This is a genomic window from Mycobacterium decipiens (assembly GCF_963853665.1).
Taxonomy (GTDB): Bacteria; Actinomycetota; Actinomycetes; order Mycobacteriales; family Mycobacteriaceae; genus Mycobacterium; species Mycobacterium decipiens.
The window spans coordinates 3,503,302-3,517,017 of record NZ_OY970459.1; the positions used below are offsets into that span (position 1 = coordinate 3,503,302).

The 13,716-nt window shown below is 65.4% G+C and carries 12 protein-coding genes and 1 pseudogene; 5 read left to right on the plus strand and 8 right to left on the minus strand.

Translation table 11 applies throughout. The features are described 5' to 3' along the window. Positions 1-70: 70 nt before the first annotated feature. Positions 71-289, plus strand: a complete 219-nt coding sequence (locus tag AADZ55_RS15400) for a DDE-type integrase/transposase/recombinase (RefSeq protein ID WP_085327449.1) — start codon at positions 71-73, stop codon at positions 287-289. Between the two features lie 536 nt (positions 290-825). On the opposite strand, the gene AADZ55_RS15405 is transcribed toward AADZ55_RS15400, so the two are convergent. Both AADZ55_RS15405 and lepA read right to left on the minus strand, forming a co-directional pair. Further along, positions 826-2,175, minus strand: a complete 1,350-nt coding sequence (locus AADZ55_RS15405) for a UDP-glucose dehydrogenase family protein (RefSeq protein WP_085327448.1) — start codon at positions 2,173-2,175, stop codon at positions 826-828. Between the two features lie 107 nt (positions 2,176-2,282). Next, a pseudogene (lepA, locus tag AADZ55_RS15410) lies at positions 2,283-4,263 on the minus strand (translation elongation factor 4). On the opposite strand from lepA, the gene AADZ55_RS15415 reads away from it, so the two are divergent. After that, a complete protein-coding gene (locus tag AADZ55_RS15415; RefSeq protein WP_207569174.1) occupies positions 4,251-4,853 on the plus strand; it encodes a type II toxin-antitoxin system PemK/MazF family toxin in 603 nt (200 codons plus the stop codon). The pseudogene lepA and the gene AADZ55_RS15415 overlap by 13 nt on opposite strands. 405 nt (positions 4,854-5,258) lie before the next feature. On the opposite strand, the gene AADZ55_RS15420 is transcribed toward AADZ55_RS15415, so the two are convergent. After that, positions 5,259-5,687: a CBS domain-containing protein gene (locus AADZ55_RS15420; protein WP_085324554.1), complete on the minus strand. Its 429-nt coding sequence runs from the start codon at positions 5,685-5,687 to the stop codon at positions 5,259-5,261. 139 nt (positions 5,688-5,826) lie between these two features. Here AADZ55_RS15420 and AADZ55_RS15425 point away from each other — a divergent pair, with 139 nt between their 5' ends. Further along, positions 5,827-6,669 (plus strand): Rv2407 family type 3 sulfatase, encoded by an 843-nt coding sequence (locus AADZ55_RS15425; protein ID WP_085324530.1) that lies wholly within the window; start codon positions 5,827-5,829, stop codon positions 6,667-6,669. On the opposite strand, the gene AADZ55_RS15430 is transcribed toward AADZ55_RS15425, so the two are convergent. Further along, entirely contained in the window at positions 6,637-7,335 is a 699-nt protein-coding gene (locus AADZ55_RS15430) for a hypothetical protein (protein ID WP_207569056.1), read from the minus strand. The two genes, AADZ55_RS15425 and AADZ55_RS15430, sit on opposite strands and share 33 nt — an antisense overlap. Positions 7,336-7,454: 119 nt before the next feature. Here AADZ55_RS15430 and AADZ55_RS15435 point away from each other — a divergent pair, with 119 nt between their 5' ends. Then, on the plus strand, positions 7,455-8,879 hold the full coding sequence (locus tag AADZ55_RS15435; RefSeq protein ID WP_085324529.1) for a PE family protein: 1,425 nt from the start codon (positions 7,455-7,457) through the stop codon (positions 8,877-8,879). 17 nt (positions 8,880-8,896) lie between these two features. Here AADZ55_RS15435 and AADZ55_RS15440 read toward each other — a convergent pair whose 3' ends face one another. Genes AADZ55_RS15440 through AADZ55_RS15450 form a run of 3 tightly spaced genes read right to left on the minus strand, consistent with a single transcriptional unit; the run spans position 8,897 to position 12,362 of the window. After that, positions 8,897-9,736, minus strand: a complete 840-nt coding sequence (locus AADZ55_RS15440; protein ID WP_085324528.1) for a transglutaminase family protein — start codon at positions 9,734-9,736, stop codon at positions 8,897-8,899. After that, entirely contained in the window at positions 9,736-10,713 is a 978-nt protein-coding gene (locus AADZ55_RS15445; RefSeq protein WP_085324527.1) for an alpha-E domain-containing protein, read from the minus strand. The genes AADZ55_RS15440 and AADZ55_RS15445 overlap by 1 nt, the downstream gene beginning before the upstream one ends. Then, positions 10,713-12,362: a circularly permuted type 2 ATP-grasp protein gene (locus tag AADZ55_RS15450; RefSeq protein WP_085324526.1), complete on the minus strand. Its 1,650-nt coding sequence runs from the start codon at positions 12,360-12,362 to the stop codon at positions 10,713-10,715. Before AADZ55_RS15450 ends, AADZ55_RS15445 begins: the two co-directional genes overlap by 1 nt. 110 nt (positions 12,363-12,472) lie before the next feature. Between AADZ55_RS15450 and rpsT the strand changes: the two genes are divergently transcribed. Continuing rightward, positions 12,473-12,733, plus strand: coding sequence for a 30S ribosomal protein S20 (rpsT, locus tag AADZ55_RS15455; protein WP_085324525.1), 261 nt, complete (start codon positions 12,473-12,475; stop codon positions 12,731-12,733). Positions 12,734-12,751: 18 nt separating this feature from the next. Here rpsT and holA read toward each other — a convergent pair whose 3' ends face one another. Beyond that, on the minus strand, positions 12,752-13,702 hold the full coding sequence (gene holA / locus AADZ55_RS15460; RefSeq protein WP_085324552.1) for a DNA polymerase III subunit delta: 951 nt from the start codon (positions 13,700-13,702) through the stop codon (positions 12,752-12,754). Between the last annotated feature and the right edge of the window lie 14 nt (positions 13,703-13,716).

Sequence of the window (13,716 nt, forward strand, 5' to 3'; positions counted from 1 at the left end):
CTATGTACAGGCCTGACGGCATCCGATCCAAGTCGAGCCGGATGTTTACTAGTGATGCGCGCCAAATCGGTTGTCGGTCACCGACATCACCGAACACCGTACCTACGAGGGCAAGGTGTACTGCGCGGTCGTGCTCGATACCTTCTCCCGGCGCGTAGTTGGGTATCGATCGACCCAAGCCGGACCGCCGCAGTGGGTCACCAACGCACTGGGAATGGCCGTCGCCAACCGTGATCCGCAGGCGGGCGAGATCATCCACTCCGACCAGAGCGTGCAATTCACCTCCTGAGCCTTTCACCGACCGCGCCAAGCGCGCCCGGCTAGTGCCATCGATAGGGTAAATCGGAAACTGCTATGACAATGTGATAATCGAATCCTTCTGCGGCAGAATGCAAACCGAGCTGGCGGATATGCGATTTCGACTACCTGGACATCTTTCACAACGGCCAACGATGCCATTCCACTCTCGGAATGCGAACCCCGATAGAGTTCGAACTGTTTCACCAAACTGCTCAACCCGTGGCCAAAAACGAAGTTCCGCGACACCACGAAACTCGGGAGGCATCAGTCCGCGACTTCGAAGCCATGGGCTACCATGTCACCCTCGACCGCGCGTCCTGAACAAAATGTCACCCTAACAGCTCAACTCGCGACTATCGTCGCGTCAGGTCACCGGATTGCAACTGCGTTAGCGCGATGAAGCGATTTATCGACAACAGACCTCTATCGACAACAACCCTATTGGGTCGCTGAGCTGCGCCAACAAGGTTCGTCATTCCGGCGGTGGAACAACTCCGATGCCTTGAACACGCGAAATCCATCTGGCTATCCCGTCTCGGCTCCTATTAATTTCACCCGCCGCCCGAATCCCCGATAAATCCAACCTGCCGCACTCCATGCCTGAGCATCCAGGAAGTTACGGCCGTCGACGATCACCGCGGATCGGACTATGGCCTTGAGAGCGGCGGGATCAATCGATCGGAACTGCGGCCACTCCGTGAGGGCCAACACGACGTCAGCTCCTGCGCAGGCATCGAACACAGACTTCGCGTAGTTCAGCGTGGGAAATACAGAGCGCGAGTTCTCCATGGCCTGCGGGTCGAAGACGCTGACCGCCGCGCCTTGCAATTGAATCTGTCCGGCAACGTTAAGAGCCGGCGAGTCCCGCACGTCGTCCGAATTCGGTTTGAACGCGCAGCCCAGCACGGCGACCTTGGCCCCTAACAGGTCGCCTCCGCAGATGTCCCTTGTTATGTCGACCATCCGTCTTCGCCTGCTCATATTGATGCTGTCGACTTCACGCAGAAACGTCAGCAGCTGATTCGCGCCCAGTTCGCCGGCGCGTGCCATTAGAGCACGAATATCTTTCGGCAGACAGCCTCCGCCGAAACCAAGCCCTGCGTTCAGAAATCTGCGCCCGATGCGCCCATCAAACCCTAATGCATCCGCCAAGACTGTCACGTCCGCGTCCGTCGCCTCACAGACCTCAGCGATCGCGTTGATGAACGACACCTTTGTGGCCAGAAACGCATTCGCTGCGGACTTCACTAATTCGGCCGTCGCAAGATCTGTCACCATGAATGGTACGCCTTCATCAAATAGTTTCGCGTACACTTCCCGCGCGACACTCTCCGCCCGGCCAGGTCCTTTACCGTCGACGCCCAGAACCACACGATCGGGATGCAGCGTATCTTGAATCGCAAACCCTTCCCTTAAAAACTCCGGATTCCATGCGACCTCGACCGCATCGCCCGCGGGGGCTAATTCTCGTGCGATCTTGTTCAGTCGGGCGGCCGTACCAACGGGAACGGTCGACTTTCCGAAGATAACTGCCGGGTTCACGAGTAGGGGCGCCAGACTGGTCAATGCCGCATCAACAAAGCTCAAATCGGCGGCGTATTCGCCCTTCTTTTGCGGCGTACCGACAGTGATAAAGAATACGCCCGCGAAGCTAGCCGCCTCCTCGTACGAAGTGGAGAACTTTAGGCGACCATTATCAAGACCACCCCCCAGGAGGTCAGAAAGGCCCGGTTCAAAAAATGGAGGGTCGCCCGCGGTAAGTCTAGCTATTTTGCCGGTGTCAGTATCCACGCCGAGAACCTCATGACCGAGTTCTGCCATACAGGCCGCGTGCGTGGCTCCGAGATATCCAGTTCCCACGACCGCAATTCTCACTTCTCAGGATCCTTCGCTATTTCGTAGTCAGTTGTTTAACTGAGCTCCTTAATTCTCGCCGGTACAGTGAATGTACAACTTCAACGAACCCCAACGACAGGCTTGGCCTACTTCTTGCCCTTGTCCCCCGCGGCATCGGTGGACAATGCCGCGACGAAGGCCTCCTGCGGCACTTCGACCCGCCCGATGGTCTTCATCCGCTTCTTGCCTTCCTTCTGCTTTTCCAGAAGTTTGCGCTTACGGGTGATGTCACCGCCGTAGCACTTGGAGAGCACGTCCTTTCGGATCGCGCGGATGTTCTCGCGCGCAATGATTTTCGAGCCGATCGCGGCCTGCACCGGCACCTCGAACTGCTGACGTGGGATCAACTCCTTGAGCTTGGTCGTCATCTTGTTGCCGTATGCGTAAGCCCCGTCTTTGTGGACGATCGCAGAGAATGCGTCGACGGCCTCGCCCTGCAGCAGAATGTCGACCTTGACCAAGGACGCCTCCTGCTCGCCGGCCTCCTCGTAATCGAGGCTGGCATAGCCACGGGTACGTGACTTCAGTGAGTCGAAGAAGTCGAAGATGATCTCCCCGAGCGGCATCGTGTAGCGCAGTTCCACCCGCTCGGGCGAGAGATAGTCCATACCCCCCAACTCACCGCGGCGCGACTGGCACAGTTCCATGATGGTGCCGATGAACTCACTGGGCGCGATGATGGTGGTCTGCACGACGGGCTCGTACACGGTGCGGATCTTGCCCGTGGGCCAGTCCGATGGATTGGTCACGACAACGGCTGCTTGGCTTCCTGGGTCCGCCCCGCCTTCCAATTCGACGCGGTAGACCACATTGGGGGACGTCGAGATCAGGTCCAGGTCGAACTCACGTTCCAGCCGCTCGCGGGTGATCTCCATGTGCAGTAGGCCCAGGAAGCCGCACCGGAACCCGAAACCCAGCGCCACCGACGTTTCCGGTTCATAGGTCAGCGCCGCGTCGTTGAGTTGCAGCTTGTCCAGGGCGTCACGCAGATTCGGGTAATCCGAGCCGTCGACGGGATAGAGCCCCGAGTAGACCATCGGCTTGGGTTCGCGGTAGCCCGTCAGCGCTTCGGTGGCACCATGGCGGGCGGTCGTTACGGTGTCGCCGACCTTGGACTGCCGGACGTCCTTGACCCCGGTGATCAGGTAGCCCACCTCCCCGACACCAAGGCCTTCGCTAGCCTTCGGTTCCGGTGAGACGATGCCGACCTCGAGCAATTCGTGGGTGGCGCCGGTCGACATCATCGCGATGCGTTCGCGCGGGGTGATTTTGCCGTCGACCACGCGGACGTAGGTCACCACGCCGCGATAGATGTCGTAGACGGAGTCGAAAATCATTGCGCGAGCGGGTGCTTCGGCGTCACCGTGCGGGGGCGGCACCTGCCGAACCACCTCGTCGAGCAGTTCAGCCACGCCTTCACCGGTTTTGCCGGACACCCGTAACACATCACCGGGCTCGCAGCCGATGATATGGGCGATCTCGCCCGCGTAGCGGTCCGGGTCGGCGGCCGGCAGGTCGATCTTGTTGAGCACCGGGATGATCGTCAGGTCCCGGTCCAGCGCCAGGTAGAGATTGGCCAGGGTCTGGGCCTCGATGCCCTGGGCGGCGTCGACCAGCAACACCGCCCCCTCACAGGCCTCCAGTGCACGCGACACCTCGTAGCTGAAGTCGACGTGACCTGGTGTGTCGATCAGATGTAGCACGTAATCTTGGTCACCCACCCGCCATGGCAGTCGCACATTCTGAGCCTTGATCGTGATACCACGTTCCCGCTCGATGTCCATCCGGTCCAGGTATTGGGCCCGCATCGAGCGTTCGTCGACCACCCCGGTGAGCTGCAGCATTCGGTCGGCCAGCGTCGACTTGCCGTGGTCGATGTGGGCGATGATGCAAAAGTTCCGAATCTGCGCCGGCGGGGTAAAGGTGTTGTCGGCGAAACTGCTGATGGGAATCTCCTGGAGCGGGGGTTTGCGGGTATCCAGCCTATCCGTGCGGCGCAGCCGGGACACACTGAGACCCGATCGCGCTTCGTTGATCGCGTCTATGCTGCCAACATGGCGTCCGCACGGAAGTCACAGTGGAAAACGTTGCAGCGCTTCGCCGAGAACCTGGTGTTCAACGAGGCTCCTAAACTTGTCCGTCAGCTGCAGAACACACAGGACGCCCTTCGGACAATCCAGCAAGCCGTCAAGATCACCGCGAACATCATGGTCACCGCCGTGCCGCCACCACCCACCGAGATCACCGCGGGCCGGCCGGTGACCAGCACCAGCTTCCCCACTGCGCAGCGGGCCCGCAAACTGGTGTACGCCCCCGACCTCGACGGCCGCGCCGATCCCGGGGAGATCGTCTGGACGTGGGTGGTCTACGACGAAGACCCCAGCCGCGGCAAAGACCGACCAGTGCTCGTTGTGGGCCGGGACCGTAGCGTGCTGCTGGGACTGATGGTGTCCAGCCAGCAGCGCCACGCTGCTGACCCGGATTGGGTCAAAATCGGTACTGGCGCTTGGGACTACGAGGGGCGAGAGAGCTGGGTCCGGCTCGACCGCGTGCTCGATGTGCCCGAAGAAAGTATTCGCCGCGAGGGCGCGGTACTGGATCGCGACACTTTCGACGTGGTGGCCGCCCGGCTGCGCGCCAACTTTTCCTGGCGCTGACCTAGCCTGCCCGGTGACGATGCGCGCCGCGCAGCGGGGTGAGGAGGAGCCGGGCGATCAGCCCCTGCCCGGTGACGATGCGCGCTGCGCAGCGGGGTGAGGAGGAGCCGGGCGATCAGCCCCTGCCCGGTGACGATGCGCGCCGCGCAGCGGGGTGAGGAGGAGCCGGGCGATCAGCCCCTGCCCGGTGACGATGCGCGCCGCGCAGCGGGGTGAGGAGGAGCCGGGCGATCAGCCCCTGCCCGGTGACGATGCGCGCCGCGCAGCGGGGTGAGGAGGAGCCGGGCGATCAGCCCCTGCCCGGTGACGATGCGCGCCGCGCAGCGGGGTGAGGAGGAGCCGGGCGATCAGCCCCTGCCCGGTGACGATGCGCGCCGCGCAGCGGGGTGAGGAGGAGCCGGGCGATCAGCCTTGAGTGATGTAGGACTGCAGCTGCTGCTGCTCGGCCTCGAGTTCTCCCATTCGCGATTTCACCACGTCACCGATGCTGACGATGCCAATCAGTTTCTTCCCGTCGAGCACCGGGACGTGGCGAACCCGGTTTTCGGTCATCAGCACGCTGATCTTGTCGACCGTGTCGGATTTTGTGCAAGTGGCGACGGTGCTCGACATGATCTTGGAGATCGGGCGAGACAGCACGCTGGCACCGTAGGTGTGTAGCTGGCGTACCACGTCACGTTCCGACACGATGCCGACCACACCTTCCGAACCGACCACCACCATGGCACCGATGTTCTGCTCGGCGAGACCGGCCAGCAGTTCCCGGACCGTGGCGTCCGGGTTGATCGTCACCACTGCTGCCCCCTTGTTCCGCAAGACATCCGCGATGCGCATCAAGGCCTCCCGCCGGTGGTGATCCTGTTCACACCAGGCTACGGCGTACTCGCACGGCGGGAAAGCCGACACCCGAACACGCGGCGATTGGCGCCCCAACCGATAGGTGTCCATCACTCGGGCTTGCCAGGATAGGACCATGATCGAGATCACCTTGCTGGGAACCGGAAGCCCCATCCCGGACGCGAACCGGGCCGGGCCGTCCACCCTGGTGCGGGCCGGTGGGCAGGTATTCCTGGTGGATTGCGGTCGCGGGGTGCTGCAGCGTGCGGCGGCCGTCGGCGTCGGCGCCGCGGGATTGACGGCGGTCTTGCTCACCCACTTGCATAGTGACCACATCGCCGAACTCGGCGACGTGCTCATCACGAGCTGGGTCACCAACTTCGCGCCTGATCCTCCCCCGCTGCAGATCATCGGACCGCCGGGCACCGCCGAGGTGGTGGTGGCGACGCTGAAGGCGTTCGGTCATGACATCGGCTATCGGATCGCCCACCACGCCGATCTGACCGCACCACCACCGATCGAGGTCCACGAATACACCGCGGGCCAAGTTTGGGATCGTGACGGCGTGAGAATCCGGGTGGCCCCTACCGATCACCGGCCGGTGGCGCCGACAATCGGGTTCCGAATCGAATCCGGCGGCACTTCGGTGGTGCTGGCCGGTGACACCGTTCCGTGCGACGGCCTCGACCAGCTGGCCGCCGGCGCGGACGCGCTGGTACACACGGTGATCCGCAAAGACATCGTCTCTAACATCCCGCAGCAACGGCTCAAGGACATCTGTGATTACCACTCGTCGGTGCAGGACGCCGCGGCAACCGCGAACCGCGCTGGGGTGGGAACGCTCGTCATGACGCACTACGTGCCGGCCATCCTGCCGGGACAAGAGGAGCAGTGGCGCGCGCTGGCCGCGACCGAGTTCAGCGGGCAGATCGAGCTCGGCGACGACCTACACCGGGTCGAGGTGCACTCGCGGCAATAGCGCGCCAGCGATGACCAGCCAGGCCAGGGCCGATACCCGCGCGATCGGCAAGATCACACCCAGTTCGGGCCAGGCCAACACCAACGTCGTCAATTCGGCGAGCCCGGCGATCGCCACGCCGCACCAGGCCAACGGTCTCGGCAACAGCTCCCGGACCAGGGCGGGCACCGCCATACCCGCCACCAACAGCCCCAGGGCCACGATGTGCCCCGGACCGCCGACGAGAAACGCCAAGAAGTAGATCGCCCGAACCAGCGCGGGGTCCATGCTGACTTCGGCGCGCGACAATGTCCAACCCAACAAACCGGTCAGACCCAGCGCGCCCGCCGCCAACGTGCCGCCGACCAACGCGATCGCGGCACCCGAGCCGGTCACCGAAAGCTGCCGCAACCGGGCGGCGGCTACCGCCGCGTAGACCGCCAGCGGTATCGCTGACGTGAATACCGCGGTGGCGATGACATGGAGCGCGAGTGGCTCGGCGCGGATGTACGCCACGACCGCGGCCACCGGCCCGTAGGGCAGCGGCAGCACGCCGCCCAGTGCAACCCCGACGGCAAGTCCACCGAACAGCAACACCACACAGCTCCCGGACAGCATCACCAGCGCCGAGCCCCCTCGCTCGCCGGTCGGTGCCGTCCCGGTGCCGTCGCTCAGTGAATCGCTCATACCGGGCATACTGCCCAGCCGCGAACGTTGGTGGTGAACGGGCCCCCGATTTCGCCGAAACGCAGGCTGTCAGCGCAGCTAGCGATACGATTCGCAGGGGAAATTGATCGGAGTTCCCGATGTCGTATGTGGTCACGGGTCCGGAGGCAATGCTGACCAAGGCCGCCGATTTGGCCGGGGTCGGGTCGGTGATTGCGGAGGCCAACGCGGCCGCGGCGGCCCGGACGGTCGGCATGCACGCCGCCGCCGCCGATCACGTGTCGGCGGCCGTCGCGGCGATGTTCGGGTCGCACGCGCAGATCTATCAGTCCATCAGCACCCAGATGGCCGCATTCCACGACCAGTTTGTGCAGACCCTCACCGCGAATAGCGCCGCGTACGCCAGCGCCGAGGCCAACGTTCAGCAAAGCCTGCTCGGCACGATCAATGCGCCCGCCCAAGCGCTGCTGGGTCGGCCGCTGATCGGTAACGGCGCCGACGGAGAAACCGTCGGTGGGGTGGGTCAGCCCGGCGGACCAGGCGGATTGCTGTACGGCAACGGCGGCCGGGGCGGCGACAGCACCAACCCCGGGGTCCCCGGCGGAACCGGCGGGGCCGCCGGGCTGATCGGTTGGGGCGGTGCGGGCGGCAAGGGCGGGGACGGCGTCGTCGCCAGCGGCAACGGTGGAAACGGCGGAACCGGCGGCAGCGCGTGGCTGTGGGGTAGCGGCGGGCCCGGCGGAACCGGCGGGGCCGCCGTGGACGTGGCTCAGCCCGGCACCGGCGGTACCGGAGGCCAAGGCGGCCTGTTCTTCGGTGACGGCGGTGCCGGCGGCACCGGAGGAATTGGCGCGGACGACACCATCACCTCCGCCGGTACCGGAGGCCTCGGCGGCAGCGCCCGGCTGTTCGGCCACGGGGGACCCGGTGGAGCCGGTGGCGACACCACCGGCTCCTTCGGAGGCGGGGGCGGTGAAGGCGGCAATGGGGGGCTGCTCTACGGCAACGGCGGCACCGGCGGTAACGGCGGCGTCGGCGCCTTCGTGGGCGGGGGCGGCGGCGAGGGTGGCGACACCGGTCTGCTCGGCAACGGCGGCAACGGCGGCGATGGCGCCGGCACCGGGGCAAGTCCCGGATTCGGCGGGGGCGGCGGGGACGGCGGCCGCCCGGGGTTGCTGTACGGCATCGGCGGCAACGGAGGTGACGGCGGCCCCGGCACCGACGCCTCGGCCAACGCGGGCGGCTTCGGCGGCGCCGGGTACGGCGCCGGGCTGTTCGGCCACGGTGGAGCGGGCGGGAACGGCGGGTCGGGCGGCGGCACCGGCGGCGCGGGCGGAGCCGGCGCCTTCATCATCGGCAGCGGCGGCCCCGGCGGCGCGGGCGGCGCCGGCAACGCGACCAGCACCGCCGGTGGACCCGGGGGTAGCGGCGGGGACGCCCAGGTGATCGGCAACGGCGGCAACGGTGGACCCGGCGGATCGGGCTTCGGCGGCGGCCCGGACGGCGTGGGCGGACCCGGCGGGGCCGGCGGGTCGCTGTTCGGCCAACCGGGAATCCCCGGCTAGGCCGCGCGCGTCAAGGTTCAGGCCAGCCGCGTGGTCTCTACCACCACATCCAGGTCGGTGACCCCTTCCCCGGAGTAAATGCCTTTCAGCGGGGACACGTCGGTGTAGTCGCGGCCAACGCCCACGCTGACGTATTGCTCGGTGATTTCACTGTCATTGGTGGGGTCGTAGTGCCACCATCCGCCGGTCCAGGCCAGAATCCAGGCATGACTGCGCCCGTCGACCGTCTTTCCGACAACGGCGTCCCGCTTGGGGTGCAGATACCCGGACACGTACCGACAGGGAATTCCCATGCTGCGCAACACAATCAGCGACAAATGCACGAAGTCCTGGCAGACGCCCTTGCCTTGTTCCAACGCATCGAGCCCGGACGAATGCACACTGGTGGTGCCCGGAATGTAATCCAACTCGCTGCGCGCCCACCGGGCCGCGGCGACCACAGCTTCGCTAGGCTCGTGGTATTTCATGATCCGCCTGGCCACGGCGTCAACACGTTCGCTTGTCGGGGTGTGCGGGGTGGGGCGGAGCACTTCGTCGAACCGATCGATCACGGCCGCCGATTCCAATTCGGCCCAGGTCGCCTTGGCCACCGGCGGCTCGGGGCGCTCGGTCTCCACGACCGACGCGGACGTCACCGTCAGCTCGGTGTGCGGCGCATGCAGATCGAATGCCGTCACCGCGGTACCCCAGTAGTCGATGTAGCGGTAGGAGCGGGTGGCCGGGATGGTTTCGACTCGATTGTGGATGACGTTTTGCCGACTGCTGGACCGCGGGGTTAACCGGGCTTCGTTGTAGGAGGCGGTGACCGGGGACTGATAGTCGTATCCGGTGGTGTGCACCACCCGCATCCGCCACATCAGGACTCCCCTTGGCTGACCACAAGTTGGCCGCGCTCGCCGGCATCCGACCAGGCAACCCAGGGCGCGGCGTGGAAATACTGCAGCGCCAACGCATCTCCGACATCGCGGCAGGTTGTCTGCAAGCCCGCCAGGCGGCTTTCCAGGGTCTCGAGCAGGACGCCCGGTTGCACGAATTCCAGTTCGCTGCGCGCCTGCCCCAGCAATCGCTGCGCCTCGCTGGTGGCCCCGATCCGGCTGTGCGGATTGTGCCCCAACTCGTCGAGGTTGTGTTCGGCCAGCTTCAACGAGTGGAAAACCGAGCGCGGGAAAAGCCGGTCGAGCATCATGAATTCGACCACCCGACCCGCGTCCAGCACACCGCGGTAGGTACGCAGGTAAGTGTCGTGCGCACCCGCCGAGCGCAGCAGCGTCACCCACGCCGGCGACGATGCGCTGTCCCCCACTCGCGACAGCAATAGCCGCACCGTCATGTCGACCCGCTCAATCGCGCGGCCCAGCACCATGAAGCGATATCCGTCGTCCCGCGACAGCGTCGAATCAGCCAGACCGGCGAACATCGCGGCGCGACCCTCGATGAACGACAGAAACTCGTGCGGCCCAAGGCGTTTGGCAGCGCGTTCGCGTTCGGGCAGGGCGTGATAGGTGGTGTTGAGACACTCCCAGGTCTCGCTGGAAGTGACTTCCCGTGCCGACTTTGCGTTTTCCCGCGCCGCCGAGATCGCGTCAACGATCGAGCAGCCGCCCGAGGTGTTGGTGCTGAAAGCCACCAAGTCCGTCAAAGACCAGACATCCAACGCGTGATCCGGGGGCTCGATGCCGAGCACAAGCAACAGCAGCCGGGAAGCGTGGTCGGGATCGACGCTGGAATCCTCGAGCAGTTGATGCACCGCCACGTCCAGAATGCGCGCGGTGTCGTCGGCACGCTCGACATAGCGACCGATCCAATACAGTGCTTCGGCGTTGCGGGCCAGCATCAGTCGATCGCCTTCTGTTGTTGCTGCTGCTGCGGTTGTTCGTCTTGCTGTTGAGATCCGGACGCGTCCAGCGCGGGGTCGGGCAGCGGCTGCGGCAGCGAACGCACGATCTGCGCGGCACCCAACTCGCGGGCGGCCGCCGAAGCGCGTGGCGCCAGCACCCAGGTGTCCTTCGAGCCGCCGCCCTGACTGGAGTTGACCACCCGGGAGCCCTCGACCAGGGCCACCCGGGTCAGCCCGCCCGGCAGCACCCACACGTCGTTGCCGTCGTTGACCGCGAACGGCCGCAGGTCCACGTAGCGAGGTGCCAACGTGCCTTCGATTCGGGTCGGCACGGTCGACAGTTCCATCATCGGCTGCGCGATCCAGCTTCGGGGGTCGTCGCGGATCTTCTTACTGACGACGGCCAGTTCCGCCGGCGAGGCTTCAGGGCCGAACACGATGCCGTAGCCACCGGATCCCTCGACCGGCTTGACGACCAGTTCGCTGATCCGGTCCAAGACCTCTTCACGTTCGTCATCCAGCCAGCACCGCAGGGTCTCCACGTTGGCCAGGAGCGGCCTTTCGTGCAGGTAGTACTCGATCATGGTCGGTACATAGGTGTAGACGAGTTTGTCGTCGCCGACGCCGTTGCCGATCGCACTGGAGATGACGACGTTGCCGGCGCGGGCGGCGTTGACCAGACCGGCCACCCCGAGCACCGAATCGGCGCGGAACTGCAGCGGATCCAGGAAGGCGTCATCGATGCGCCGGTAGATGACGTCGACCTGACGCTCCCCCTCAGTGGTGCGCATGTACACCTGGTTGTCCCGGCAGAACAGGTCGCGACCTTCGACCAGCTCGACACCCATCTGCCGGGCCAGCAGCGAATGCTCGAAATACGCCGAGTTGGCCACCCCTGGGGTCAGGACCACCACCGTGGGGTCGGCCTCGTTGGTAGCCGCCGAATTGCGCAGCGCACGCAGCAGGTGTGCGGAGTAGTCGTCGACCGCGCGCACCCGATGGGTGGCGAACAGGTTCGGGAATACCCGCGCCATGGTGCGCCGGTTCTCCATGACATACGACACCCCCGAGGGCGAGCGCAAGTTGTCCTCGAGAACCCGGAAGTCGCCGCGATCATCGCGGATCAGGTCGATGCCGGCGACGTGGATTCGCACGCCGTTGGGTGGGACGATCCCGACCGCCTCGCGGTGAAAGTGCTCGCAGGAAGTCACCAGCCGGCGCGGGATGACGCCGTCGCGCAGGATCTCCTGATCACCGTAGATGTCGTCGAGGTACATCTCGAGGGCCTTCACGCGCTGAGTGATGCCGCGCTCCAGCCGGGTCCACTCGGCCGCCGAGATGACCCGCGGCACCAGGTCGAGCGGGAACGGCCGCTCCTGGCCCGACAGGGAGAACGTGATGCCCTGGTCGATGAACGCCCGGCCCAGCGCATCGGCGCGGGCCTTGAGTTCCGACGCGTCTGATGGCGCCAGCTCGGCATAGATGCCTTTGTAGGGGCCACGGACAATGCCCTGCGCATCGAACATTTCGTCGAACGCCATCGCATAAGCGGCCGATGTGTTGTAGCCACCGAAGATGCGTTCAGCGCGGGCAGGCGATCGCCGCTTGGTCTCCTTGAGTTGGTTTGGCAGACTCACCCGTCTTATGCTGCCTCAAATTCGACATTCCGGTAGCCCACGGATTCCGCTTTTGGGCGAAAACGTAACCGACTGATAACCTGGGCAGCCGAATCAAACCGACCAAGGGACTCTGACGCGTGGCCAACATCAAGTCGCAGCAGAAGCGCAACCGCACCAACGAGCGCGCCCGACTGCGCAACAAGGCGGTGAAATCCTCGCTTCGCACCGCCGTCCGTGCGTTCCGTGAGGCTGCCCATTCCGCTGACAAGGAAAAGGCCGCGGAACTACTGGCGTCGACCAACCGCAAGCTGGACAAGGCGGCCAGCAAGGGCGTGATTCATAAGAATCAGGCCGCGAACAAGAAGTCGGCGCTGGCCCGGGCCCTCAACAAGCTCTGAGCTCTGGGGCCCGCCAACTCATCGGCTGCGGTCCGCCACCAACTCGGCGACCTGCCGGACCGCGGCTTCCAGCGCGTAGTCGGCGTCCGCGACGGCGCCCTTGACGTTGGCGTTGAGTTCGGCCACCAATCTCATCGCGGTTGCCACCGTGTCGCGCGACCAACGCCGAGCCTGCTTCTGGGCCTTCTGTACCCGCCAGGGCGGCATCCCCAGCTGTGCAGCCAGCCGGTACGGGTCACCGGATTGCGGCCCGACTCGCCCAATGGCATGCACCGCTTCGGCGAGCGCATCGGCCAACACCACCAGCGGCTCGCCACGCATCATTGCCCACCGCAGCGCCTCCGCAGCTCCCGCTACATCGCCGGCCACAGCCTTGTCTGCGATGTCGAAGCCCTTCACTTCGGCCTTGCCACTGTGATAGCGCCGCACCGCGGCGGCATCGACAGCTTCGCCGGTGTCGGCGACCAACTGTGAGCAGGCCGAGGCGAGTTCGCGCGCGTCGGAGCCGACGGCATCCAGCAGGGCGGTCACCGTCTCGTCGTCGACCTTGACCCGCAACGATCGGAACTCGCCACGGATGAAGTCCGCGCGCTCGCTGAACTTGGTGATTCGCGCACATCGGTGAATCTGCGCGCCTAGCGACTCCAACTCGTTGGCCAGCGCTTTGGCGCGCCCGCCACCCGAGTGCACCACCACCAGCACCGTGCCGTGCGGGATGTCGGCGGCGGCCGAGGCAACTAGCGCGGCAGCGTCCTTGCCGGCCTCGGCGGCGGCCTCCAGCACGACGATCCGCTCCTCGGCGAACAATGACGGACTCAGCAGTTCGGCGAGTTCATAGGTACCGACGTCGCCTGCCCGCATTCGGCTCACGGGAACGTCGTCGGAGCCGGCCCGCCGCCGAGCTGCGCGCAATACGTCCTGCACCGCCCTCTCGACCAGCAGCTCTTCGTCCCCCAGCACCAAGTGCAACTGCGAAACCTCGC

Excerpts from the sequence above, each read along its gene's own strand:
- AADZ55_RS15415 (WP_207569174.1), top strand. The coding sequence starts at position 4,251 with ATGGCGTCCGCACGGAAGTCACAGTGGAAAACGTTGCAGCGCTTCGCC.
- AADZ55_RS15420 (WP_085324554.1), bottom strand. The coding sequence starts at position 5,687 with ATGCGCATCGCGGATGTCTTGCGGAACAAGGGGGCAGCAGTGGTGACG.
- AADZ55_RS15425 (WP_085324530.1), top strand. The coding sequence starts at position 5,827 with ATGATCGAGATCACCTTGCTGGGAACCGGAAGCCCCATCCCGGACGCG.
- AADZ55_RS15430 (WP_207569056.1), bottom strand. The coding sequence starts at position 7,335 with ATGAGCGATTCACTGAGCGACGGCACCGGGACGGCACCGACCGGCGAG.
- AADZ55_RS15435 (WP_085324529.1), top strand. The coding sequence starts at position 7,455 with ATGTCGTATGTGGTCACGGGTCCGGAGGCAATGCTGACCAAGGCCGCC.
- AADZ55_RS15440 (WP_085324528.1), bottom strand. The coding sequence starts at position 9,736 with ATGTGGCGGATGCGGGTGGTGCACACCACCGGATACGACTATCAGTCC.
- AADZ55_RS15445 (WP_085324527.1), bottom strand. The coding sequence starts at position 10,713 with ATGCTGGCCCGCAACGCCGAAGCACTGTATTGGATCGGTCGCTATGTC.